Annotated in this window: 14 protein-coding genes; 1 reads left to right on the top strand and 13 read right to left on the bottom strand. The window is 57.1% G+C overall.

The genetic code is table 11. The features are described from left to right. Positions 1 to 174 precede the first annotated feature (174 nt). Positions 175 to 1281 (top strand): class I SAM-dependent methyltransferase, encoded by a 1107-nt coding sequence (locus tag METH11B_RS0117935; RefSeq protein WP_197026974.1) that lies wholly within the window; start codon positions 175 to 177, stop codon positions 1279 to 1281. Positions 1282 to 1498: 217 nt separating this feature from the next. On the opposite strand, the gene METH11B_RS0117930 is transcribed toward METH11B_RS0117935, so the two are convergent. The 13 genes from METH11B_RS0117930 to METH11B_RS0117865 form a co-directional block, all read right to left on the bottom strand. Then, entirely contained in the window at positions 1499 to 2464 is a 966-nt protein-coding gene (locus METH11B_RS0117930; protein ID WP_026603200.1) for a tetratricopeptide repeat protein, read from the bottom strand. Next, positions 2464 to 6285, bottom strand: coding sequence for an eCIS core domain-containing protein (locus METH11B_RS27955; protein ID WP_026603199.1), 3822 nt, complete (start codon positions 6283 to 6285; stop codon positions 2464 to 2466). The genes METH11B_RS0117930 and METH11B_RS27955 overlap by 1 nt, the downstream gene beginning before the upstream one ends. A gap of 3 nt (positions 6286 to 6288) precedes the next feature. Then, on the bottom strand, positions 6289 to 8268 hold the full coding sequence (locus METH11B_RS0117920; protein ID WP_026603198.1) for an ATP-binding protein: 1980 nt from the start codon (positions 8266 to 8268) through the stop codon (positions 6289 to 6291). Next, positions 8261 to 9880, bottom strand: a complete 1620-nt coding sequence (locus METH11B_RS0117915; RefSeq protein WP_026603197.1) for a hypothetical protein — start codon at positions 9878 to 9880, stop codon at positions 8261 to 8263. The genes METH11B_RS0117920 and METH11B_RS0117915 overlap by 8 nt, the downstream gene beginning before the upstream one ends. A gap of 9 nt (positions 9881 to 9889) precedes the next feature. After that, positions 9890 to 13564, bottom strand: coding sequence for a hypothetical protein (locus METH11B_RS27950; RefSeq protein ID WP_026603196.1), 3675 nt, complete (start codon positions 13562 to 13564; stop codon positions 9890 to 9892). A gap of 299 nt (positions 13565 to 13863) precedes the next feature. Beyond that, a complete protein-coding gene (locus tag METH11B_RS0117905; protein ID WP_026603195.1) occupies positions 13864 to 15555 on the bottom strand; it encodes a hypothetical protein in 1692 nt (563 codons plus the stop codon). A gap of 13 nt (positions 15556 to 15568) precedes the next feature. After that, on the bottom strand, positions 15569 to 16471 hold the full coding sequence (locus METH11B_RS0117900; protein WP_026603194.1) for a hypothetical protein: 903 nt from the start codon (positions 16469 to 16471) through the stop codon (positions 15569 to 15571). A 210-nt stretch (positions 16472 to 16681) separates the two neighbouring features. After that, a complete protein-coding gene (locus METH11B_RS0117890) occupies positions 16682 to 19111 on the bottom strand; it encodes a phage tail protein (RefSeq protein WP_026603192.1) in 2430 nt (809 codons plus the stop codon). Positions 19112 to 19120: 9 nt separating this feature from the next. Then, positions 19121 to 21292, bottom strand: coding sequence for a putative baseplate assembly protein (locus tag METH11B_RS0117885; RefSeq protein ID WP_026603191.1), 2172 nt, complete (start codon positions 21290 to 21292; stop codon positions 19121 to 19123). 19 nt (positions 21293 to 21311) lie between these two features. Next, on the bottom strand, positions 21312 to 21707 hold the full coding sequence (locus METH11B_RS0117880; protein WP_026603190.1) for a GPW/gp25 family protein: 396 nt from the start codon (positions 21705 to 21707) through the stop codon (positions 21312 to 21314). 2 nt (positions 21708 to 21709) lie between these two features. Then, complete coding sequence (locus METH11B_RS0117875) at positions 21710 to 23374, bottom strand: hypothetical protein (protein WP_026603189.1); 1665 nt, start codon at positions 23372 to 23374, stop codon at positions 21710 to 21712. 6 nt (positions 23375 to 23380) lie between these two features. Further along, a complete protein-coding gene (locus METH11B_RS0117870) occupies positions 23381 to 24022 on the bottom strand; it encodes a phage baseplate assembly protein V (protein ID WP_026603188.1) in 642 nt (213 codons plus the stop codon). Continuing rightward, positions 24019 to 25065: a phage late control D family protein gene (locus METH11B_RS0117865; protein ID WP_026603187.1), complete on the bottom strand. Its 1047-nt coding sequence runs from the start codon at positions 25063 to 25065 to the stop codon at positions 24019 to 24021. The genes METH11B_RS0117870 and METH11B_RS0117865 overlap by 4 nt, the downstream gene beginning before the upstream one ends. Positions 25066 to 25266: the final 201 nt, after the last annotated feature.

Below are 25266 nucleotides of genomic sequence, written 5' to 3'. Positions count from 1 at the left end.
TTCGTCAAATGACGGCAAATTGGTCTTTACCGGCTATTAATTTTCACAGTACGGGATGATAAACAGAAGGAAAAACCCTTGCAGACCGATATGTATTGAGGAGAGTCAAGATTAGTGGTAGATATACCGTTAACTAATTAACAATGGTAATACTGAACGATGGAGTTCAATTCAGTGAATACGTATCAAAGGATCGGTATCCCAGATAACGTAATAAATACTTTCCTCGTGATCACAGTAGTTCTTCTGCTCGCTCCTTACGTCGGAGGACTCGATTTTGGGATTTTTAAGGTGCCAAGCTTTCCCCCTGAAATTGAGAAGTCTCTCAGGTGGATAGCTCCAGTTCTGTTTGTGCTCTTTTTGATTCTATTCATTCCAATATGGAAAACTCACACCGTCCATCTGGAGGCAAATAATGTAGAGCAGCAAAACGCGGTACATTCGAAATCCAAATACCGACTGCAGAGCACTCCCGATATCATATTGAATGAGCTTCACAGGCAAAATGTAAATACTGGAGGAATTAAAATTGTTCCGGGAGTAAATATTCATGATCTTAAGAAGCGGATCAAAATATTAAATCAGCAACTATCTGATGAAAAAATAGATCATTTAGTAGGGTTTGCCCGTGAAACAGCTTTTACATCAAAGTATGCTGCACCTAGAGAAGATGAAAAACTAGTAAACATTGCGGAACTAGGAGTTCAAGGGATCCAGGAATGGCACACTTACCTGTGCTTGTTTTTGGCAAGGCTGGGTATAACGGATATTAAGAACATTGAAGTGTTAGACGTAGGCATTGGAAATGCCTATGCATCACAAGTATTCTTGGATAATTGCGCGAGCTTAACTGGAGTTGATATCTCACCTGAAGCGCTAAATTATGCAAAAGACAAGTTACCCAATGCAGTGCTAAAAATCGGAAGTGCAGAGGATTTAAAAGAAATCGACTCCTTTTCAAAGGATCTATACATCTCGCTAAGAACATATCAGTCAACCCTTTTTGATATAAAAGAGTCGCTTCATGAAGCATACAGAGTATTAGCGAACGGCGGAGGTATTGTGGTTTCTATTCCAAACATGTTCCTAAAGAAGAACGAAGAGGGAAAATTTATTGGAGTTCTACATGGCCTTATACCTCCAGGGTCAACCGTCCCAAGCGTTGATTTCGCGATGCACATTTCCGAAAAGATCGCCGAATACATGAATCTATTGGGTTTTCAGGGAGTCGAAGTGTACAAGGTGTCACCATTTGAAATATTCATTGGCGCGACGAAATAATGCTCTTAACATCTAATATTAATATAGCGTTGAAGCGAGACGGGTTTTATCTCCCCCTTCCCTTGGCTTAGAGAGGAAAGACAGCTTGCTATTATGCGGCTGCCATACGCGGAAATCATTGAATGTCTCCGATTGACCGTTGCCCACCGTTCAAAAAATCCTTTTCACCAAATTGGTTAACCCCCGGCAGATTCAAAACCTTCCCGCCTCACTAAACTCAACTCACCAACAACATCTTCCGCGCCTTAACCCCGTAAGCATCATCCGGCAAATCCGCCAGTTGTCGCAGCAATTGCGCGCCGGATTCCTGCTCGCCGTTTTGCTGTAAGGCTAAACCCAAATAAAACTGATATTTGCTGGATGCGCGTACAGACTCGCTTATCGACTCCAGCAGTTCCAACGCCGCCGCCGTATGCTGGCCGGATAACAAAACCACGGCCAAATCCAGGCGGGATTCGTCATCGTCCGGATTATGTTCCAGCAAATGCTCGAACTGGGCGATGGCGACATCACGGTTACCCAGACTCAGGTTCACCAAGGCCAGATGCCGCAACGCATTGCTATCTTCCGGGTTAAGGGCCAGCGCGGTTTCCAACGCGTCGCGGGCGCTGCCCAGATCGTTACGCAGGAAACAGGTAATACCCAGTTGCGCCCAGGCTTCTTGATGTCTGTTGTCCAGTGCCAAAGCCTGCTGATAATGCTGCAAGGCCTCGGGCAGCCGTTGCTGAGCGGCCACGGCGATGCCCAGACGAGTATGCAGCTGCGGCGCGTTGGGTTGCAGTTTCAAGGCTCGGATCGCCGCATACTCGCCGCCCTGAAAGTCGCCGAGTAAGACTCTGATGCGGGCCAGATTGTCCCAAGCCGTGACGCTATCCGGATCGCATACCGTAGCCTGCTCCAGATGTGCCAAGCCCTCGCCGGCACGACCGGTATTCACCAGCACCTGTCCGATATTGCAATGCGCCATCGCCATATTCGGTTTCAGACGTAGCGCGGTACGCAAATGCACCAAGGCCTCCGACCACTCTTGCCGCTGAGCCAACACAAAACCCAGATTGTTATGCGCGCTGGCATTGTCAGCGTCCAATTCCAGCGCCGCCCGATACAAACGCGCCGCCTCGACCAGATTGCCGGCCTGATGGGCGATTACCCCTTCTCTGAGCAGATCGTTAAGCGCATTCATCAAGCTATCCTGGCAATCAAACCGTTCAATATGTCACCCGGCGAAATGTCCGGCACCTCGAACTGCACATCGTCCAGCGACACATCGAAGGGTTGGCCTTCGTGATAATGCACCGGCAGGCTGATACCGAACTTATAATCAGAGCCGAACTGGTACGAAGCCAGTTGCCAACGCTGGTCATAAACGCTAAAGCCCAGCGCAGTGACTGCTACGTAACCGGAAATATCAAAGGTAAAGCTGGGTTGGGCGGATACCGCTAGCTTGGCGGTTAAATCCAGACCGGTAGTCGGCGTCCAATCCACGTGCACACCGGCCTCCGCCGCGCCTTCGATGCCCAATTTGCCGCCAATCTCCAGGCCGCCGGTGGCACTGGCGCCGGTAATACCCAGACCGATACCGGCTCGCACCGCCAAGCGCAAGCCGGCATCGGCTGGCACTTTAAGATGCGCGTCGCCGGTAATTTTGGTGTTTTCTTCATGATCCGGATTGTAGGTCAAACCAATTTTCAACTGATCCAGGCTGCCGGGGCCAATGCCTGCCGTCGCACTGAGATTGCCGCCCACTTCCGCGACGATGCCCGGCACAATCGGTACTTGCGTGGCGACGGCAAACAACGATTTGTTGATCTCCTTGCGCGGAAAGATCTCCAACGAACTGGGTAAACCCAATTCGCCGGACACGGTAATCTCGCCTTTCTCGTCCAATGTCAATCCAACCGTCGCTTTCAACCAAGGCGCGGCAGTGACATCGACCGTGCCGCTGCCCCACACCTTGATGGGCTCGGCCTCGCCGCCACCTTCACCGACCACGGCTTTGGCATTCAAATCGATATTACCGGCCAGCATGCTGCGTTTGTAATTGGCCGTGAGTTTGCCATTCAATAAGCCATCTTTATAATCCAGTTTGATTTTGGCGCTGGCGTCCAATCCGCTCAAATCGGGTTCCAGCTCGCCGCCGCCGCCCAATGACCAGACATCGCCCTTTCGATCAGCTGCAATAGTCAGCTTGCCGCCCTTGATGCGCGGAATGGTGTCGGACAGCGTTGCCTCGCCGCCCAGGCTGATATTGCCGGTATCGTCGGCATGCGCGGACAGTTTGGCGCCTTTAAAGCCGGGCACGGAAACCTCGGCATCGCCGGCAAAATCGATGGCTTTTTTGGCATCGTCGTAAGCTAGGGTAAAACTGGCTTTTTTGATGCCTTTCAACGCCCCCGGCTTCAGGCCGAGCGTACCCGAAGCTTTGATGCCTTTAGCGCTGTCATAATCGATGCGCCCCGCACCGGTGAACAGCTGTTTATCAAATTCCAATTGGCCGGCCATCGCAAAGCCTCCGGCGGTGGCACTGCCTTCCAAAGAACCTTTGGCTAGTTCGCCGATATGAAACTCCACCAAGCCGGCGGCTGCAATCGGCGTGGCTGCGCCGGCACTCAGCGTCAGCGAACTGCTATCCAATTGGATAGGCCCTTTCATATCGAATTCATCAGTGGAAAAGGTTTTCGAGAACACCAGATCGCCGCCTACCAGCGCCACATCGACAGTCGTGCCGGCCAACAGCGGAATGCCGTCTATCGTCAGCACCCCACCGCCAACAATATTGGCGCTGGCATCCATATCGGCGTTATTCAGCGCAATCGGGCTCAAAGTCTTGGCTTTAAAAGCGTTGCGATAAGCATCCGCTACCTGGCCGGGCGGAATATGGCATAGCGTCGGCGCACCGCTGCTGACAAAATTTAGTGTAGTGTTCTGCGCATCGACTTTTTTGGTTTTGGGCATGGTCAGCGTCACCGTACCGCTACCGGCGCTGCGGTTAAAGGTACCGCCGACCACGGACATGCCGCCCCAACTGCCGGCATCGAAGGTTTCGCTACCGGGGTCGCCCTTAAGCGCACTGACAAACATCACCCCGGCACCGGGACGTGGCAGCAGCCGCAATTTATCGTTGGCAAACAGATCCGGCGCATTGGTTTTGGTGGCCTTCTCCAACGGCTTCATATGCTCCATCTTCGTGACGCGGTCGGCCTGCCAACAGATGCCCGGATTGCCGCCGACGGCCCCCTCGAATTTCACTTCGTCGAAAATCAGCTTATCCTGATAGCTGGTTTTGATCGCGTCCAGTGCAGCCGACGCCGGATCTTTGGCGGCGGTAGCCGGTGCTGCGCCGCCTCCCGCAGCTGGGGCCGGAGTAGGCGCCGCGGCATTCGCAGCCGGTGCCGGTGCAGCGCCAGGGGCGGCTTTGCCCCGCCCTGGCAACGGTTTGGAGAGATTTTCCGGCAAGTCGCCACCACCTTCCACTTCGGGTGGAATGGCCGCGCGTATCGCCTTATCGATGGCGTTTTTAATCTTGCTACCCGAACTGCGATTGGCGCTGGCATCCAGTAACTGGAAGTTTTCCAGCTTGTCCGCATCGCCGCCCAATTGAAGCTCCAGAATATGATCGACATCGAACAGGTGCGGCGCGCCCTGACTATTCCACCACGGCAGAATGGCCTGCTCGCGGATGTCGCTTTCGGAGCCGATCAGATAGCCTTGGCCGCCACCCCCGGCTTTCAGCTTCAAGGCATATTGCGTGCTGGCACCGTTGGTATCCGGCAAAGTGTTGTCGCTGCCGAGGTAGGGTTTTAAATCCCAGCCGCCGGACGACGGTTTGATCTGCTTTTTCCAGTCGTCAATCTGGTTGGTACGCTCGTCGGCTTGCGGCAATTTCCAATTGGTCAACCCGCCGTATTTAGCGCTGAATTTTTCCTGCATGCCCGGTTTTTGCGGCAAAGTCAGCAGGGGCACATGCAATTCCCCACCCTTCAGCGTACCTTTACCGGCACTTTTGGCACCGCCCGCTGCGGGAGCGGCAGCAGGTGCCGCCGGCGGTGCGCGCATTACGCGTTGCACCCCACCGCTTTGTTGCACCACATGGCTCAACTCGTGCGCCAGCAGTTCGCGTCCGGCGTCGGCTTCCGGCGCAAACTCGCCGGGCGCGAAGTAAACATCGTTACCAACGGTAAAGGCACGGGCATTAAGTTGCTTGCACAAATCCGCCGCTTCGGCATCGTTATGAATGGTCACCCCGGCAAAATCCGCACCAAGCTGTTGCTCCATCTCGCGCCGGATATTTTCCGGCAACGGCGCCCCCTTACCCCGGCTTTCCTCGATTCGCGCTTCCACCGACTGCTCGACTGTGTTTGCCGACGCGGCTGATTCGGTATCTCCAGGCTGTTCCACTTGTTCGGCGGCAGCCCTGTGCAGGCGGGTTTGGGCGACCGCTTGCTCCTCTTCCGCCGGTTTGGATTTGCGCAACAAACGCGCAGCAGTCGTTTGTTGTTCGTCTGTTTTTTCCGGTCCTGCGGCCTTGCGAAATAGCCGGGCAGACTTGGGGTTTTCTTCTTCCTTGGTTTTACGACTCAGACGTTTGAGTTGATCCTCTTTTTTGTCTTCGGTTTCCACAGAACGCTGCGCAACCGGGTTTTTGTTTTCGTCATCCGGCTTTTTCGCCCGGCGCACCGGTCTTTGCTCCTCTTCCGGCTTGGCGGTATCCGCCGCCGCCCGGTTTAACCGCCGCAGCAAGCGCTGAGCACTCGGCACCGGCTTGCTGGAAATCATCCCCTTGTCTTCCTTCACCCCCGGCTGTTCGCCGGTTTTTTTGGCGCGGCTGACTTCCTGCGCTACTTGGTCCGCTTCCTTTTCTTCGGGGTCATGCGGCTGGCTGACGGCCATCTTGCGTTGCAGATACGCCGGTTTGCGCTGTTTTTTTTCTTCGTTGGGTTTGGGCGGCGCACTGGATTTGCGCTGTGGCTGCTTTTTACGGAGTTTGGACGCCAGGGTTGCCATAAGCTAACTCCTTAACTGTTTTAACTGCGCCGGCGGATTGCGGCCCAGTTTTTGATATTCGCGCTGCAAAGCCGACAGTAACGGCTCGACACCGATAGGCTGGTCAGCCGAACTGCAACCTGCGGCGGTCAGCACCACGTTCCGGATCTGGCCGCCGCTAATGTCGCAATAGCTGGCCAACGTCTTGCACAAATCGTCGCTGGGGCTGCGTTGGCCGAAATGGCTCCGCCATAAATCCAGACGCTCCTGAAACCCCGGCATTGGAAAATCCACAATCGCATCCAAACGCCGGGTAAAGGCATTGTCGATGCGCTCGCGGCTATTGGTTGTGAGGATGGTGATGCCGGGATGATTTTCGATGCGGGTTAATAAGAAGTTGGTCAACATATTGGCGTAACGCTCGCCGCTTTGCTGGGCGTCGGTGCGGCGACCAAATAACGAATCGGCTTCGTCGAACAACAATATCGCGTCGGCGGCGGCCGCTAGATCCAGCAAACTGCCCAGGTTTTTTTCCGACTCACCGACGTATTTGTTCATGATCGCCGCCAGATCGACCCGGTACAAAGGCGCGCCCAGCGCGGTGGCGACATAACTGGCGGCCAGGGACTTGCCGGTGCCGCTGTCGCCGACAAACAAGGCCCGCAGGCCGGCATTGCGCGACGCTTGCAAGGTTACGCCCAAAGCTTCCCACAACGATTCGCGGCTGTGGGCACGGGCGATGAAATCGTGCAGGTATTGTTCGACCAAGGGTGGAAACACCACTGCCTCTCGCTCGACCCGCCGTCGCACCGGCTCGGCCAATAGTCGCAAGCGCTCCGCGCCTAAGTCGCGGCGGGCTTGGGCAATGTGCTCGGCATTCAATACACTTCGGCTTTGTTCGGCGCGCAGCACCGCATTGCGGGCTACTTTCTGAATCACCGGCCCGCTCAGTAGCGCACTGGCGGCACGGCCGGCCAATTCGGGATCGGCGAGATAACGCGCCCAAAGCTGGCGGCGTTCGGCTTCGTCAGGTACGCCCATTTCCAGTTCCAGCAAATCCTGACCGGACACCGCATCGGTCATCCCCAGCACAATCACATGGGCAATATTGGGCTGTATCGCCGGTAACTGCCAGCTCTCGCCGGCCGAGACCTGCACCTTGATTACCGGCAGCCAGCCGGCCAGTTGGCAGGCCAGCGGTAAGGCCGGCTGCTGTTGCCACAATTCACTCGGCACTTCGATGGCAGTCAATCCCAACAAACCGGCCAATTCGGAGGCCAAGGCCCGCCGACCGCAACCGCTGTTACCGCGTATAGCCAAGCCGCGCACCTCGCCTTTCGCGATTAATGTTGCCAGATGCGGCAATTGTTTGCGGACGCGCAGCGGCAACAACTCGCGGTCAGTCAATGCAATCGCCCGACAGCCCGGCCAAATAGCCGGTCTGCCGCACAATACCGACCACAAGGCCGGCTCGATACGCAATTGCCTGAGCGACAACGGCCCCGATCCTTCCAGTAATAACACCTGTTGTTGCACCAACGGCGTAGCATGCAAATCCAGCGCATCCAGCGTGCCGGCACCGAACAATTCGTCCAACATCGTCAAAGCCAAATGCACGGCCAAGCGATTGCCGGGATTGGGCGCCTGCAACTCGCTGAGCGTCAGGGTCACCAGATAGTCGGTCTCGGCGCTGCCGACCACGGCCAACAAAAAGGCTTGCGGCAAGTCGATACGTTGTTCGCGCAGCCAATGTCCGAAGGGACCGGGCAAGTTAAAAAACTGCATCGCCGCAGCATCTTGCATTTGTATCCAACTCGGCAGAACTTCCACGTTTAACTGCCGGGCGGCTTGCCGACGTAATTGCACGGACAGCTCGGTGTCGCCCGGCATCATCAGCTCCCAGAACTCGGCCAAACCGACCCACACCAAAGCCGCGAATGGTTGCTGCCGGTTAGGTGCTTGCAGATTTAGCGATTCGGCAAAGGGCTGCGACGACTTAGTCATAATGAAAACTCACGACTCTGCCCAGCCACGGCAGCCAGCCCGGATTGATGTCCAACCCGGCTAGGCGCACCGGCAATCTGATCGCCGACATCGGCGCGTACAAATCGATATGGCTGGGGCTGTAGTGAATTTTCCCGGCAAGCGCCAACAACTCAGGCTGCCAAACGCCGGTCTTGCCATACCAGCGCTCGGCCAGACTCAACACCTGTTCGCGGGCTGGCAAAGGCGGCAATTGGACCAGTTCGGCGCTATCATCCAGACCCAATTGCAGCGCGATGAAATCGACCAGCGCATCGTCCTCTTCCAACTGCAATTCTTGCCCCAACCGATACAACCAGGCCCAGCCGCTAGGCAAGATTTCAGCATGTTCCAGCATCAAGCCGCGCATTTCCGCGCGGTTGAGCATATTCAATAAATACAACAAGCCACTTTGCCGGGTATGGAATCCGGCAAACTCAGGGCGTTCGCTGACTTGTGAGGAATGTAAAACCTGTTCAAGCTCCGTAGCACGAACAGACGAATCGGCAAATGACCGATCTACTTGAATACGATTTTGCAATGATCGTCCGCTCTTTGTGCCGTCAGGTCCGACATAATAGTTGCGCTCAGACAGCAAAGGCGTTTGGTTTTCCACACCGTTATCGGAATTTAATTTTGTATCACGCCCTACCTGCGCTGGCGTCTGGCCGGCTTGTCTCACCGACGGTGCTTGGGGAAGGGCATTAGATGGTGCCGGATGAACCCTTGCCTGGGTCGCGTCATTCATCTGCGCTGACCTAAGCTGGCCACCAACATCCTTTTGTTTGGCTTGCAAAGGGAAGGCAAAACAGCTGGATAAAAACGCCAGCACGTTAGTCGGCTGCTGTTGCAACAATAGCGGGGCCGCTTCCCGACCGATCAGTAACAAGGCCAATTGATAGCGGCCATCGGTGACATTCAACTCTTGCAACACCCCGCGCCAATGCGCCGATAATTCTGGCCGCAAGGATATTTGCCCAGCCCAAGTGTGTGTTGCAGCTACTGACGGGTGTAGCCTTTCCGCCCTCCCAATTCCAGGATCAAGTAGTTCTGATATTTCCAACACAGTTGGCAATCGAAAACCATTCAGTCCGGCCAGTTCAACCGCCAATTGTCGAGCATCGCTGTCGTTCAGACTCAACCAGACGGCGGCTAAGCCACCCCGTTGCGCCAACCGCGCAGCAACCGACGGCAGCAAAGCCAGATGCTCCGATAAGTTGCCAGCGATCGCCCGCGACACCGGCAAATCGAACCAATGCGCCCAGCGTCGCCAATACCAGTTAAAGCCGGCGCGACCGCGCACCAGATCTGTAAGCAAGGCCGCCAACAGCTCGGCCAGGCTGGCGAAGCGCATCACCTGTTCGGGGTTGTTGCCTTGCGTTAAATATTGGCGGGATTGGTCGAGCAATTGCCCAGGCAGTTGCCGCGAAGTACCGCTGACGTGCAGGCGACGGATAAACACCCAGCTATCCTGCCCTGCTTGCGGCCAATCCACGCTTTGCAAACTGTCGCGCACGCTTTCCGCCGCCCGCTGTTGTCCGGCCCGGACGGTCAGACGGTGTATCGCAACGGTATCAGCGGCCAGCTTAGTCATGACGGTGCTTTACAAGCGCTGCTGCGTCAGCTTGTTCGCCACCACGCTGAAGCGGGTGTTGATCTTCACACCGCTTTGCAGCATATCGACGATAGTGACCTGGGTGCTCTGCGGACTGTGGTCTTCCACCGCCAGCACCGCCACCACGCGCTGCTCGGTATCCAGCAATTGCAGCCGGGTGCCCGGCAAAGGCGGCCGATTCAATTTTACCTGCAAGCGCTCGCCGACAGCCGCCAAGCGCGGCGGCACATGCACATTACCGCGAATGATTTCCTGCGGATCGCCCAACGAAGCGTGAATCAGCACTGCCCTAATCATATTGCGCATGGCGCTGCGACTGGCGGCGGAGGCATCGCGGTCCAACTGCCGAAACCACCAGGCGATCAATTCCGACACGGTGCGGGCGGCATTGAAATCATCGGCTTCCGCCCTATCCATGCCTGGCCACCAGGACACGTCTTCGACCCGAATTTGATCGTCTTCCGCCAATTGCCCCCATTGCAAACGCAAGGACGGCGGCAGTAAATTGAGTTTTTCCAGCAAACAAAACTGGCAATGCTCCAGCTGCTCGCGCAATTCGTGGGCTGGTTTGCGTAGCGGTCCAGCGACGCCGGCCAGATCTTCCAAAGCCAACACCTTGGCGGCTGCGGCCTGGGTTTGCAAACTGCTGGCGGTAAAAGCCGGCAAACTAAAACTCGCCCATTGCTGCATCACGATCTGGGTTTGTAGATGCACGGTTTGCAGGCGGGCCTGCAAGGTATCGGTATTGGCCGGTGTCAGCAAGCTGGCGGGCCTGGCCTTGAAGCGGGCCTGGCGCAATTGCCCCAGGTAATCGAATTGCTGAAACGGCGGCAGCCTGGGCCGCAAGGGTTTTAAGCCGGCCCAGTCGTCCATCGGAATTTCACAGATCGCCGCAAAAAACGGATCCAGCGCCGCCGGCAAATCCACTTCTTCTTCCCAGTCGCAGCCGGGGACGATGTCCTTGCTGCTGCCGTAACGCAGCGTCAAGGGGTCGGCCAAGGCCGCGCTGACCGGCGAGCCGCGCACTCTGACGTAATACAGGCCGCGCAAGGCTTTGGTCAAAATACGAGTGCGTTCCTTATTCAAAGCCCAAACCTGCCGCCAGTCTTCGTCCAGCAAACGCTGCGCGACGCCGTAATCGCCGAGTTGCTCGACGCGGAATCTGTCCATACCTTCCAGAGTTTCCCGCGCTACCCGAATCAATCCTGCCAGCTTGTCGATCTGCGCTAGCTTGTTGGCTTGTTCGCGTAATTTGCCTTGTAGTTTGCGTTCGATATTGTTGTACCGCGCCTCGAAAATCGCGATCCATTGCGTCAAAATCCGTCCGGCTTTGAACAAGGCATGATAGCGATATTGAGTCTTCAACAGGCTGGAACGCTGCGGATTGTTCGGGGCATTTTTGTCGGCCAGATTATCCAGCACGGTCGGCGATTCCAGTTTGCCGCTACGTTCAAACGGGTTGGTGGCATTGGCGCCGGCCTGATCATCTTCCACCACGCCGATTTTTTCCATCTGTTTGCGCAAGGTGGCGGCATCGGTGGGGTCGAATAAATCGGTCAACGTGGCCAGCAATTCCTTCATCCCGTAATAGGCCTTGGCATATTCGTTGATTTCCGGGCTGATGTGATCGATCACCCCGAACCTATATTCCTTGGCTTCGAAAGCAGGCTTGCTGACCGCTTCCTTGGTAATGCGCGACAACATATCCAGGCGGTTTTTGTTGATGCCCAATTCAAACGCCGAATAGGTTTGCGGCTTGCTGGTCAATAAAAACGCCGACTTGGACACCGATGACGTGGACGCCAGCGCGTTGCTCAACAGATTGTTGCTCAAGGCACTACTGGCGCTGATTTTCGGCGCCGCCATCTTACTAACCGCGTTGTTGAACAGGCCTGCAGAGGCGGTGGCAAAAACGGCTTTAGGCGCGTTGCTGACCACACTTTCCGTGCTGACGGCTTTTTCGACATTATTGGGAATTTCGGTGGCGTTGAGATTGGCGTACGGCAACCAGCGCGCCACCTGCAAGCCGGTGCCGTCGCCGGCCACGCCGCCGGCCAGGGCGGCCAAGGCCACGGTTTGCGAATCCAGTTGCTGGCGTTGCAATAATAAAAAGTCGCGGGTTTTCTCGACCCGGCTGCGGATCGCCCGAATCTGGTTTTCGATGGCTTCCAGTTCCACTAGGGCTACCGCATATTGCACCACCAAGCCATCGTCGCTGGGCACGGCTATCGGCGGCGGATTGCCGTCTTCACCTAACCAATTGCTGTAAAAATTCGGCAGCGCCGGTACACCGTTGCTATAGGGATATGGCGTACCGGGATTTTGCGGGTCTTGTTGTTCGCTGTTGGCGCGGGCTATGACTTTCTCGAAAATTGTCAAAGGCAAGGCCGGCGGCATTTCCGGTTTAGGCAAATCCAGATTTTTGAATTGCGCCGGATCGAGCACCGCATGTTCGATAACGCCTATGCCGCCAGCCAAAGGCGGGGTGTTGGACGGTTCGACGAAATACAGCGCATCGAATTGTTGGCGCCATTTGCGCCAAGCCTCGTAAGCACGCATGTAAAACTGGAAAATATCGCTTTCCAGTACGCTGTCGGTTTGCGGAATGTCCAATAAATTAGGCCGATAATCCGGCTCGTTCACCGCCAACAGCAAGCGAATCTTATCGCCGGCCGGCTGGCGCAAATCGATTACCCGCCGGGCGATATGGCCGTTTAACAACTCGATCACCGCTTCTTCCGGCACCGGCACCATGTCTATGCCCAGATGCGTGGGCAGCCAGAGCAAATTCGGCGCGGGCTCTGCGGGATTTTGCAGCCAATCCAGCGGCAACTGACCGGCTGCCGGTAGAAAATCCAGATGCAGATTGTCTTGCAGAAATTGCGGCAACGGAATTTCAGCATTAGCCGGCAATCCTGCCGCTTGCATGACTCGGCGCATCGCCGCGCCGCTTTGATTCAACAAAACCCGGTAACCACTATTTGGCACCGCTTCGTAGCGGCCGGCTTCTTGAGATAGCCAGGCGATGCGGTAGCTGGCATCCTCGTTGCTCACCGCCGCCAGCAAAGCCAGCGGTACGGCATGGCCCAACTTGGCCATGAAACCGGCATCGACCCGGTCGGCGGCGACCCAGTTTTCGATGCGTTCGCGCGGCCAAGTATTGACGGCGGCGTCGCTGATATTGATACGTTGCAAGGCCAGACTGCCGGCCAATACCCGCTGAGTGTCACGGGTCGGGTCCAACTCGGTGCGCTGACACGGATCGACGCCCGACCCGTCGATTTCCCGGTCGCCGCGGGTCAGCATCAGATAATAAACACCGACCGCGCTGGTGACCTGGTTGCGGATTAGGTAGGCGTCGATCAAATCCTGCCACTCGGCACGTAGCGGATAGTAAAGACCCAGCGCCTGGCCATTGGCGGCCAAAGCCAAGCCGGCACTGACGCTAAAACCGGGTTCGGATACACCGTTGGGCCCCAATTGTAAATCCAGGCCATGGACGATGCCGGCGGTTTTGCTCTGTAAAACAGTAGCCAGGCGCGCATCGGCATACGCCTGTTCGCGGTCGAACTCTTCCTCGCCCAGATGCCGGCCGGGAAACATGTGCACCCGCTGCAAGCTGCGGGAGCTGGCGATTGGGTTATGCAGCAGGATCATGGACATGATGGCTACTCCTTACTCTTCTTTCAATATCTGTTGGGGAAATTTTGTTCGCATAAACTTTCCCCGACCTGGAACAACTTTTATTGTGTCGCTAGCGCGACGGATGTTTTTAATGTCGGTTCTCGCACCGACAGGCGAGATAACACTCCCCTCCAACCCAAAGCTATTGATTACTCATCAAAAGTCGAAACAGTCCCCTCTCCCTCCGGGAGATGGCTAGGGTGAGGGGATTTAAAACCGCCAATTTCCCCATCCTCTTAAAGCATTGCAAAGCAACTAAGCGTTTCTCAAGCACCCCATCACGGCACCAACTCCACCCATTGCCCGATTAAACCATTCTCCAAACCCAACGCCGCACCACCTGCAACAACCAATTCGCGAGTTGTCTGGTTGACTGGCTTGGCTCGCAATGCAACCAAAAATGCATCCAGGTTATTCGCGGCAGCCAGCTGTTGCAGGGTTTGCCAGATGACCGGGTCGTATTGGCGCTCCACCAATAGCAAGATGCGTTGGCTGGCGGCGACTAATGTTGATTCACTGAAAGACTCCACCAAAGCAGCTAATGCCTCGCGGCCGGCATCGTCTCTCGGAACGCGCAGTTCGGCCAGCATCGGATAATTGACCCGTTTCAAAAACACGCTGTCTTCGTCGTCGATCAAACCGCCGCCGTCTGCCGGTCCGCCCACCACTTCGGGCGGTGCCGGCAAGGACGTGCCCAGCGCTAACACTATGCCGCTGATCGAGGTTTCCGCCGCGCGACTGGGCCGACGCACGTACAACGGCGCGTTGCTGCCGAAGCGGTCCCAGATGGCCTGCCAAGCCGCCTGGTCGGTGTCCAGCGCATGTACCGGCCTGACCGGATACAGTTTCAGGCGCAGTAGATCCAGTTGCGGCAGCAGACGTTTATTCGGATCGAAATTACGTTCCAGTTGCGCGGCGTAATGACCGTAATCCAAATTGGACAGCGGCACTAGCACCACGATGTCCACCGGCTCGCCGTTGCTTAAATCAATGGGCGGCAAAGCCAGGGATTCGGCGCGGATCTGTTCCACGTCGGATTGCCGTAACGGCGCAATCGCCACTTGGTAGTTTTCCGGGAAATAGCCCTGCCGACCGTTGACCGGATCGACCACTTCCTTGGGCAAACTGCCGACCGGCGGCAGCAAGGAAAAATAATCGCTGGCATGAAAATCGCCGGTCAGGCCGCCGCTACGGCGATTAACCAGAATGTCGGCCAGCAGAGCTTCATATTGCCGCGACAAATCGCTTTGCAATGAGTCTATGCCCGGTTCGGCGCGCAAGGGATGCCGCAGCAATTGTGCGTCCAGCCACTGCGGCGCGCCTTCCTGTATCGCCACCAAACCCAAGGCCACGGCGTCTTCCGGCAATAAGCCATGCAGTTGATCGTCGCCGAGCAACTCCCGCATCAGTCGGGCCCGAATCTGCAACGGACTTTGCTGCGGCAATGGAATAGGCAACGGCACCAGGCCCATCTGCACCGACTCTGTGATCATCGCGTATTGAAAACCGCGCTTTGCACTTAAATCTTTCGGAAACACCTCTGCAATGTCGGTACCGACATCGGCATACCGCAGCACGACTGCGTACAAACCTCGGTTCAGGTTGGAAAAATTGCCGTCGTTCAAGCCGCTGATCAGGGCCCGGTCGCGCAGATTGACGATCAGCCGGCTACCCAGCTCCAGTACCCGGCCGGCCGGCGTCATTGCCAAACCCGGTTCCAAAGTCAGCAAGCCGGTGAAGCGGTCGAAGCTCAATGCTAAACCGCCAACTATGCCGCTGCCCAGCACCCGGCCCAGTTCGCGCAAGCGCTGATCCAGATAGATTTGATCACGGGTCAGGTCTTCGGCAGTCAGCAAGCGGCCATCGAAATAATGGCTGCGGGTCAGACGCGGATCGATGTCGGCGACCTGATCCAGCGCCAGCCCGGCGGCAATCGGATTACCGAGAGGTTGAAATAAAATTTCGCTCATATACCCTCCATGATCAGGGCTGGCGCGCCAGCCAGGCCAATTGGCTGGCGGTGGCCAGGAACGGCCGCACCAAGTTGTTGATCGAGATTAATTGCGGGTTGACCAGAATGGCGTTGATGTCTGCGACGCTGATGCTAATCCTGGCCAGTAGCAAGCGGGCGCCCTCCTCCAACTCGTCTTGCAGTTGTTGGGGATTAACGCCGTTTCCATCCAGCGCGTACAGCAAACGGGCATGCAGCGCCAGTTGCGCACCGGCCTCGACATTATCGTTTTGCACTTGCTGCAACAAGGCTTGTTCGGCGGCCGACAACGCCGGCATCACCACCGGCAGCGCCTGATGGCAAGCCCAAGGTTGATAATCATCGTCTGCCGCTGGCGGCGGCAATTCCGGAATCAATTCCAGACGCACACTATCGGCGGTGCGACTAGGTTGCACCGCGTCGGTACTGAGATTGAGCTTGCGCGCCAGCACCGGCTGCATCGCCACCGGGCAGTCTTTTTGCCGCACGCAGATTTTCAGCCAGAGCAAATTGTCGGCGTCGCTGTAACCTTCGCGCAGATGACTCTCGGATTGCGCCGCCAGCCAGTCGCCGAGATTGATGCAATAAGGCTCGTGGATCAGCACCTCGCGGCCCAGGCCGTCGATGCCGATACCGGGACTAACCAGCAAGCGCACGGTTAGATTGTCTGTGTTGTTGGGGTGCGTCGCGGGTGCCATGCTCACCACCATGCCCGCCAGTGTGCCGTAACCTTGCAGCCAATATTGATGACGGGTCAGTCGGCGGCGATGGTAGGCCTGTTCGTCGCGGGTCGCTTCCAGTCCCAGCATCATCCCGGCCTCGTAAGCCACGCGGCGCAAGGGTTCGGACATACTGGCGTCCTGTTCCAGCGTGGTGAAATCGTCTAGGGTATCCATGCGGCCTCCGCGTATGGCCCTAATCGGGCCTCTAATAGGAAATTAGCCAATTGCTGCAGGGGCGAATTCATTCGCCCGGTGGCGCGGAATACGGTGCCACGCGTTGCGTGGAGGGCGATTGATATCACCCCAACATCAACACCTTGACGATCTCCGGACATACGCCCCGAAACCGCCTGATCAGTTTGGCGGACTTGAAGAATCCGATAATCACAACGCCAACGCATTGATGTCCTCCGGTGAAAATGCCGCCGGGTTTTTCAAGATCCCCTCGCGGCCCAGATAAGTGTCGTCCAGCGTCACGCGGCGGAACGGCGGCGCGGTTTCTATAAAGGTATCCATGCCCAGCAGCGGCGCAATACCTAGCACGAAGGGGTGTTCGGTTTCGATGATCCGGTATTGCAAATGCGCCGGTAGCTGTTCCGTCAAAATGTCTTCCACAGCAGTCCGCAAACTCACCGCCCGCCCGTGTAGCAAGATGCTGACTTGGTGCGCGTATTCCTCGAAAAACGCTTTGACCTGCGCCGCCTCGTCAACTGTCGCCAACTCCGGGGCGAACAAAGCCAGAAATTGCCGGGCATCGCTTTCCGACAGAATCAAGCTGTCGCCGACGATGCTGTTGCCGCTCATGCCGGTACCCAAGGTCAAGGGGTGATCGCCGTCGTCCATGTCTACACCCAGTATTGTCGCCATGGTGCGCCGCAAGCGGAAATTCTCTAAAACCACGATTTCGCCACGCTGCACGCCACCGTCGCTGGCAATATCTAAGGCAAGATTCAGCGCCGCCAATGTGCCCTTGTATTGTTGAATCAGGGTCACATCCCTTAGCCAGCGCCGCTGCCGGGCTTCCGGCCAGTGGCTTGGCAGGCGGCCACCGACCGCCTCGGCCAGCCAAGGCAGGTTAGCGGCAGGCGTCGCCTCCGGAGCAAGCAATTGCTCGCTGGCGGCAATCCGGCCTTCCAAGGGGGTCAACACGCCTTCGACGGCTGCCAGCAAACGCTCTCGCACATCAGCGCCATTGGCCGGACCGACGACTTGCCCCGGGTCATAACTGAGCCCCTGCCGGTAAAATTCCGGGAAATAAGCTTCCTGATAGGAAAACCGTGGGTAATACACCCTGATGGCGTGCAAGGCCGGACTTTGCCGGCCGTCGCCGCGCAAGGTCACTTGAATTTGTAGATAACGTCCGCGCAACTGCCGCACCCGACCGGAAGGCTGTTGCAACAAAATTTCGAACAGACCGCTAGTACCGGTTTGCTGGCCCGCCAAGCTGGGCGCGAACGGCAATTCGGACGGCAACGGATTCCATAACGGCGCGGGTTGCTCGATAGGCTTGGGCCGAACCGCCTGCCTGCTGGCAAATACCCGCACCGCAATCTGAATGTCGCAGCCGGGCGGAATGCAGGCATCCAGATACAGCCTGTGCCATTGGGTATCGACTTGGCCGGAATCCAGCTCATGCAGCAAAGCCGTGCCTTCCAGATGAAACTGCGGCCGGCGCAAGGCGTGTAATTCTCTGGGGCGCGGCACAATCTGAGGAAAATCCGGATCGGCCTCGGCTTGATAACGCAGCTGGCCGTCGGCGCTGCTGACAAAACGCGGTAAGGCTTGCGACAACATTGGATAACGCTCGTGCAGCAAGCGGGCCTGGCCGGTGTTGGTTTCGCTATCCCAATGCAGGGTCAATACCGGGCAATCGCGTTGCGCAAAATTCAGATCATCAGCCGCGCGCGGCACCAAAGCCGCCAGCCGGCCGCTGTCCGGCAAAGCCGAATCGGCAGCCAAAGCCAAATCGATAGCGAAAGGCAATTCCGCAGGACAGGCGTAGGCTTTGAATGGCGCATCAGCTAATGCCGATAGAGGCCGGGTCAATATGGCCTGCGCGCCGGCGCCGTCGTGGCACAAGATATAAAGCTGCTGCAAATCGCAACACAGGGCCAGGGCCTGCAAGCCCTCGGGTAAGGCTTGCTGCCAGATGCGGGTTAACGGATGCGGATTGGCCTGCTCGGGTTCGAAGCGCACCGGTTGCGGCGTGTACGGCAAGGGCAGTGGTTGACCGCTGCACAACATCAAACCGGAATTACTGATTAGCCAGATTCGCTGCTCGGCGTCGATACACGCCCTTAGCGGCATTTGCGACGCCACGTCCTCGCCTTCCGCATTGTCCCATTCGCAAAAGGTTTGCCAGCGCCGGGCCAGATGAAACAACAGCAAACCATGCTGATTAACCCCGTCACTGAACGGCAAGGCCAATCTGCCGTCGCCGGCTGGTTGCCCGAAGTCCGGCTTGCCGCTGCTCGCGACCGCCGCGAAAGCCATATCGGCAAACCGGCCCTGCGGCGCAGCGACATCTCGCAACTCGTTGTCCTGCAAAGTCAGGTAGCCGCGACCGCTATTGAATTCGACGCGAGCGCCGTCGGCACTCAAACGCCCAATCTGATTAAAACTGTCCAAGGCCAGCGGCGCACTGTTCTGCCACGCCAGCAAAGCCGCCGCCGGATCGGAGGCCGGCAAACGCAAAACCTGGTTTTGTGCCAGCGTCAGCGCCTGCAAACCGGCATTCCAGTTCAAATGGCTGGAGCCCTGTTCGAAATCGGCCTGGCCTTTCAGTAAAAAATACGGGGTGTTGTTGACGTCCATCGCTCACCCTCAACAAATGTCCGGTATTACCGGTACAGCCACGCCCAGACTGTCGTCCGGGGTTTGGCCTTCCAGCAAACCAATACCGTCCGGCAAAGCCGGCGTGCCGGAACCTCCGTCAGCGCGCACACCCAGCAGTTCGGGCAACTGATACTGAGTCAGACTGATCGTTTCGTCGGCTGGCAAGCGGCGCCAGCCATTGCTGCCTCGTTGAAACAGACTCAAGCTATTCACGGCCTGCACCCCGGCCACCCGTGCTGCTTGAGTCAATAATTCGTTGGCGCGCACCGCACCGCCCAAGGGCCACCCAGCACCGCGCGCGCCGCCGGGCGCCAGGGGCCACAGATATTCCAGCAAAGTCTGCTGCACTTCGCGCAGGGTTTGTTGCTCGGTTTCGATGTCGCGCACCTGCACTTTTACACTGACGGCAATCGGCACAAACTCCGGACTTAATACATACAGCTCGGTGCCGACCATGGTCCGCTGCAATAAGTAGGCAAACACGTCCTTCAACAAGCCTTGATTAGGTTTGGGCGTGTGACCCACAGCCGTTTCGGCCGGCGGCAGCACGAATACGCTGACCACACCCGGCACACCGTCCCGCGCCGCGCGGATGCTGGCGCCGGGCAGAAAACCGACCAATACTTCGGCGCGGGCCACCGGATTCAGCGGATTGGCCTCGGTGATGATTTTAAAATCCTGCTGGGTCACCGCCCGATTGCGATGAGTCAGAAATTGCGGGATGCGTTTTTCGGCCTGTTCGACGGTCTCCGCATCCAAACCACCTTGCAAGGGCCATTCGTGACGAATTTTGTAGCGCGAACTGCCGTTAACCACCTCTTTGATGGTGCCGGCGGGGATATTGCCGGCGCTGCCGCCGCCAAACAGATAAGCCGCGATACGAATCCGGCTACCTGACGGCGGACGGCGCCCGGTCGTACCGTCACCAAAGTAGACATAGCCGGACTGTGGATTGAGTCGATATACTCTAGCATCGGCGGCTTGACCGGCCAGAAAAGCCACCTGCTGCCAACGCACCCAGGCACCATTTTCCTCGACATCCAGTTGCAAGGTCGCCGCCTCGATATTCTGATCAGGCAATACCACCACCTGATCGGGCTGACCAGTACCCATGCCCACCAGTAAATCCTGCTGCAAACCTTGAGCAAGCACATCGACGGCGTTCAATCCCAGGTAGCCCAGTTGTAACGTGGGATGTTCCGGACAACGTAAGCGCAACCAAAGAGCCACCCGACCGGCTTCGACCTGATCAGCCAATTCCGGCGGCCGGTCGCCGACACCGCTAAACATAGGATCGGTGGGCACAAAAGCCTGAAACAGCGCCGGATTTTTGGGTAAGCGCAAGCGCACCACGCCGGTCTGCCGACCGCCTTTCGAGCTGTCGGCCAGCACATCCAATGGTAGATAAATCGTTTCGCCGGCCTCGCCGGTGGAAACCAGCTCCCAGATCAGCTTACGCGGATTCAGCTCGTTAATCGCTTCGCCGTCCAAATCGTCGGCGGGCGCGATGCCAATGTTAAAGGCGATGCCGGCCAGATGGCTGCGCAGCAAGGCAATTTGGCCTTCCAGTTGCCGGGGGGCGATGCAGGCCAGGTAAAAGCTACGATCCAGACTGCCGGTCAGATCCAGCACTTCCTTAACCGGCTCGAAGCGGCGCGGCTGAAACGGCTCCGGGCGTTGGCCGTTGCGCAAACCGTACTGCTCCTGCAAATCCTGCAAAGTCAAACCCAGCGCGGCCAAATCGGCAGCCTCCAGCTTTTGTTTAATCAACACTTGCAAGCTCAGGCAAGTGGGTTGCAATTCGCCAACCGCCGTCAAAATCTGTTTTCCAGCCCGCAGTTGGCTGCCGTCCGCCAATAATGCCGCCGGCAACACGCTGGTCGGCCCAGCGTCAACGCTGACGATGCCTTTGGCTGGTCGGGCAGCGCGCACCGGAATTTGCAACAAATTCAAAAATACCCGGCGCTGGCGCTCCGGAATTAAATTGGCGCGATACAAAATGGTTTCGGTCAGCCAGGCGAACAAATCGACAAAGCTGTTGAGCGGGTCGCCGGGGGCAATCTGTGTCAGTTCCGGCAAATGGCTCGCCAGCCGCGCCTTGGCCTCGGCAACCAGGTCGTCGAAGCGTCTGTCGTCTAAATTCGGTACCGGTAATGGCATAGCGGCCTCTCTTGCAGCCTCAAGCCGGCAGGCTCAGGTTTAGCGTGAATCCCAGTTCCGCCGGACGCTGGCTGTTACGCAGCCGGTAGCGGATATTGATATGCACATCGGCGACGCTGGCCGGACTGGCCTGCACTTGCACTTCGTCGATTTCCACTCTAGGTTCCCAGGTCTCCAGCGATTTGCGCACCACACCCGCAATCAAATGCCGGGTGGTTTCGTTATTGGGTTGATGTACGAAGTTTAATAAACCGGCACCGAAGTTTGGCCGTTGCAAGCGTTCCCCGGGCCGGGTCAGCAGGATGTTAAGCATCACTTCGCGAATACTCTGATCGTCACGCGTCCAGCTCAAGCGCCCGTCGGAGTCGATATTTCCCAGGGGCCAACTCAAAATTTCCGGTACCGGCGTACGCATCCTTAATCTCCTTTGATTTTTGGAAACGGCAAGCAAATCCGTACCCACGGCAGCCAGAAAAACACGATGTTCAGCAGCGAGATCATGATCATCAGCAAAATCATCGCCACCAGCGTAATCACCGGCAAGCTAAACGAACAAATCCATTGAATGCCAAAATCCGGGCCGGAAGTGTCTTTTACCGTGTCTTCGCTGGCGCCTTTGTTCAATTTCAGCTTGTTCATCAAATCGAAGGTATCGGCCGGCGTAATCATCGCCGCGCCCTTGGCCAGACCACGGCGCAGATCGGCCAACGACGGCATCTGGATCAAGGCTGGTCGGCTGGCATCCGGATCGAAGGGCGCGGCGACGCGGAAGTGAATGCTGCGGGTGTCGGCATTGGCCCATTGAATCTGTTCTTGCCCCTGATCGTTTTTGGCACGGACGAAGGCCACTATTTGATAGACATCGCCTGCATTTTGCGCAAACTTGGGCAGAGGGATTTCCTTGACCTTGCTCAGAGCCTGATCGCTGAGGCGTTGGCCCAGCAACACTCGAATTTCCTGGGCATCGGCGGCCAGCAGCAACAGGGTCAAATTGAGATTGCCCACACCGTTGGCATTCGGCAAGGCCGGTAATGCCCCTAATTTGTCCAAGCCGCCGACCGCATCGATCACTTGTTCTTGCAGAATTAGCCAACGCACCAGCGGGTTTTCGCCGCCTAATGCAAAGCAGGCTTGTAGATAGCTGTAAAAGCTTTGCTGCCGATATGCGGCGAACAAGCCCTGGCTGATTTCGGTGTAGGCTTGGCCTTGCAAACCCGCCGGCAGTTTGGCTTCGTCGTACAGCCACAGTTGCTGCGCTTTATTTTCCAGCACGGCATTCTCGGCAATGCCGGCTTCGCCGAGGTGATAGCGGTTGACCAGCATTCTCAGCAACTCGAAACAGGCTTTGCTGGCTACGCCTTGCGCCACCGGCTTGCTGTGTTCGGCCAGCCAGGTTTGATTCAACGGCTGCCGATAACCGAACGGCCAAGGCAACATCGCCGCCGCGACGCTGGCGGTTTGCGCTTGATCGGTACTATCGAAAGCCTGACTGACATCACGCAGATAATAAAAACCGCCGAGCGGCAAATAACCGAACAACAGCGTGTGGGTTTTACGGTTGGCATCGCTGGTTTTTAACACATGCAAGGGATGTACTTCCTCGCCGCTATAGGCCGCCTGATCATCGCGTTTGTGCAGCACGCCGTTGGCGCACAGCCGGCGATGCAAATCAGGGTCACGCAGTTCGCTGGGCGCGTCTTGCCAGCCCAACGCTTCACCGTCTTCCAGCATCCAGGCCTGCTCGCGACCACCACTGAGCCGGCGAATCACGAAGCCGGCCGAGCTAATTTTTTGCGGATCCAGCGCCGGCTCGCCGAAGCGGTCGCAAACCACTTCGCAACTGACAATATGAAAGGCCCGATGCAGCGGTAGGCGCAGCACCGGCTGCTGGCCATGGCGACTGTGACGTTCCTCCTGCTGCCAGGCATTGAACTGTGGCAAATCAAACTGGCGACGCTGCATGTCCTGCTTGAAGCGATTAATAAACTCCGCATCCAGATAACGATGCAAGCCGCATTGTCCGCCCTCTTGATAAAACGGCGGTTTCAATTTAAGCGGATGCAGCGCCTGCTCTATTTTCATAATCCCTTACCAAATATTGCCGGCGCCCGGCGTGTAGGAACTGCCCACCACCGAGGTAGCGATCACGGTGTCGGCTTGCACCACGCCGCTGAACTTGGACATGCTGGCATTCACCGTCACCATGCTGGCGTTAATGGTGACTGTGCTGGCATCGACCGTGACGCTGCCGCTGCTGCGCACCGCAATGCTGCTGCTGTTGAGCGTAACGCTCTGGTCGGCGCGCTCGATAACGATTTCCCCGCCGCCGGCTTCGTCTATCGAAATCTTGTAACCGGAGCGGGTACGCAATTCCACTTTCGGGCCGTTGCCGTCGTCGAAATCCAACACCGTTTCCTGCGGGGTGCGGATCACATAATGATCTTCCTGCGGATCGGCCTCTGCCGGCACGCTGCTGCTACCGGCCCAAACACTGCCCAGCACCAACGGCATTTCCGGGTTGATGAAGGCCAGCACCACGATTTCTTCCAGACGCGGCACAAAACTGGCACCGTACCCCTGACCGGCGGACGGCGCGACGACGCCGGCCCATAATTCCATCTGCGTCGCCAGCAAGCGCACCTTGATGCGGCCACGGCTATCCGGGTCGGCGTTGTCGGTGACCTGGCCGAGTTGCAAACTGTGCAGATTGCCCAAGGCGTGACTGTTCATGACTGCCACCCGCCTTTATTGACTTTAAGATGCGTTTCGAAACCGCTGTTGTTATCGAAGCGGTGCACGCAATGCACGATTTGGTAGCGGCCTTTCAGGCGCGGCGACACGCCGTCCAATTCCACTTCCCGGCCTGGTTTTAGGGTCGCCTCGCCTTGGCAGACGATCTCGCCTTGAATAAAGCGTTTGGCTTGGCGTTTGAACGCGGCCTTGGCGTAGGCTTCAGCCTCGCTGCTGGTGCCGGGAAACGGCTGCGGGACAATTTCCGGGCCGGGCCAGCTCAGATTGCCTAAAGCCGCCGCCGCACTGGTGCCGCTGGGCGCCGGCGTCATTGCGTCGGCGGTAAAATCCACTGGTTCAGCACTAGCCAGGTTATAGCCATTGACCTGACTGCTGAGCGGTTGATGATTCAAATCGGCGATCAAGCGTACTTTCAGGGCACTGTCCTGGGCGCTGAGCTCGATCGGATTAGGATCGGATTCTTCGGCCTTGGCGCGCAGACGATTGCCGTCCAGCCGCACCGCAATATCGAAGCGATTGCCGATCCGCATTAAAAACGCCAAATCGCTTTCGTTGAGTTGGTGCCAAGTGGCGGTGATGGCGGACAGCGCGGCATCGGCTTGCAGGCCAGCCTCGCCGGCGACGGCTTGCACTAAATCGTCAGGACTTTGATCTTCAAAGCTGCGGTTATGCCGACTGCGCGCCAATCTGTGCAGTCTATCTTGCAGCAGCAGCGCGATGTTGGGCGCGCCTTCGCCGTAGCTTTCCTCTATCGCGGTAATCTCACCGCTGAACAGCTGTTGCGGGGTGTCGCTGCCCATTTCGATCTCGACGCCGGCACCCAAGGCTATGTCGTTCAAGGCAAAGTCAGGATCTTGCCCACCCTCCGGCCTACCCCAATTGGACAGCTGCAATTCGGCATGCGCGCAGCCGTGCAAGGGCAGATTGACTTGCATCGCCAGCAAGGCCTGCTGCAGGTCATCGCGTTGTTCGCCGTCGATCTTGATCGTTGGGCGGGAGCTGGTGAAGGCGGTTTCGGGCATAGTGTTGTTTTTATTTGTTGTTGTTTATTTATTTTTGAGTCGCTAACGCGACGGTTTTTCTAATGTCGGTTCGCGGACCGACAACCGCGATACTTTCGCTACGAAAACCGTCCGTGGTTTTCGCCCTGCGGGCCAGCCAGTCGGCTGTTCAAATTCGCTCCAGGCGAATTTGTGCTCCGCCAAAGAAAAATCACCAAAAGA

It is taken from the genome of Methylomonas sp. 11b (genome assembly GCF_000515215.1).
Taxonomy (GTDB): domain Bacteria; phylum Pseudomonadota; class Gammaproteobacteria; order Methylococcales; family Methylomonadaceae; genus Methylomonas.
Note: the sequence above shows the minus strand (reverse complement) of the source record. Positions and strands in the feature narration are given on the sequence as shown.

What these genes read in the sequence shown, in the direction of transcription:
- METH11B_RS0117930 (WP_026603200.1), bottom strand. Translation starts at nt 2,464, where the DNA reads ATGAATGCGCTTAACGATCTGCTCAGAGAAGGGGTAATCGCCCATCAG.
- METH11B_RS27955 (WP_026603199.1), bottom strand. Translation starts at nt 6,285, where the DNA reads ATGGCAACCCTGGCGTCCAAACTCCGTAAAAAGCAGCCACAGCGCAAA.
- METH11B_RS0117920 (WP_026603198.1), bottom strand. Translation starts at nt 8,268, where the DNA reads ATGACTAAGTCGTCGCAGCCCTTTGCCGAATCGCTAAATCTGCAAGCA.
- METH11B_RS0117915 (WP_026603197.1), bottom strand. Translation starts at nt 9,880, where the DNA reads ATGACTAAGCTGGCCGCTGATACCGTTGCGATACACCGTCTGACCGTC.
- METH11B_RS27950 (WP_026603196.1), bottom strand. Translation starts at nt 13,564, where the DNA reads ATGTCCATGATCCTGCTGCATAACCCAATCGCCAGCTCCCGCAGCTTG.
- METH11B_RS0117905 (WP_026603195.1), bottom strand. Translation starts at nt 15,555, where the DNA reads ATGAGCGAAATTTTATTTCAACCTCTCGGTAATCCGATTGCCGCCGGG.
- METH11B_RS0117900 (WP_026603194.1), bottom strand. Translation starts at nt 16,471, where the DNA reads ATGGATACCCTAGACGATTTCACCACGCTGGAACAGGACGCCAGTATG.
- METH11B_RS0117890 (WP_026603192.1), bottom strand. Translation starts at nt 19,111, where the DNA reads ATGGACGTCAACAACACCCCGTATTTTTTACTGAAAGGCCAGGCCGAT.
- METH11B_RS0117885 (WP_026603191.1), bottom strand. Translation starts at nt 21,292, where the DNA reads ATGCCATTACCGGTACCGAATTTAGACGACAGACGCTTCGACGACCTG.
- METH11B_RS0117880 (WP_026603190.1), bottom strand. Translation starts at nt 21,707, where the DNA reads ATGCGTACGCCGGTACCGGAAATTTTGAGTTGGCCCCTGGGAAATATC.
- METH11B_RS0117875 (WP_026603189.1), bottom strand. Translation starts at nt 23,374, where the DNA reads ATGAAAATAGAGCAGGCGCTGCATCCGCTTAAATTGAAACCGCCGTTT.
- METH11B_RS0117870 (WP_026603188.1), bottom strand. Translation starts at nt 24,022, where the DNA reads ATGAACAGTCACGCCTTGGGCAATCTGCACAGTTTGCAACTCGGCCAG.
- METH11B_RS0117865 (WP_026603187.1), bottom strand. Translation starts at nt 25,065, where the DNA reads ATGCCCGAAACCGCCTTCACCAGCTCCCGCCCAACGATCAAGATCGAC.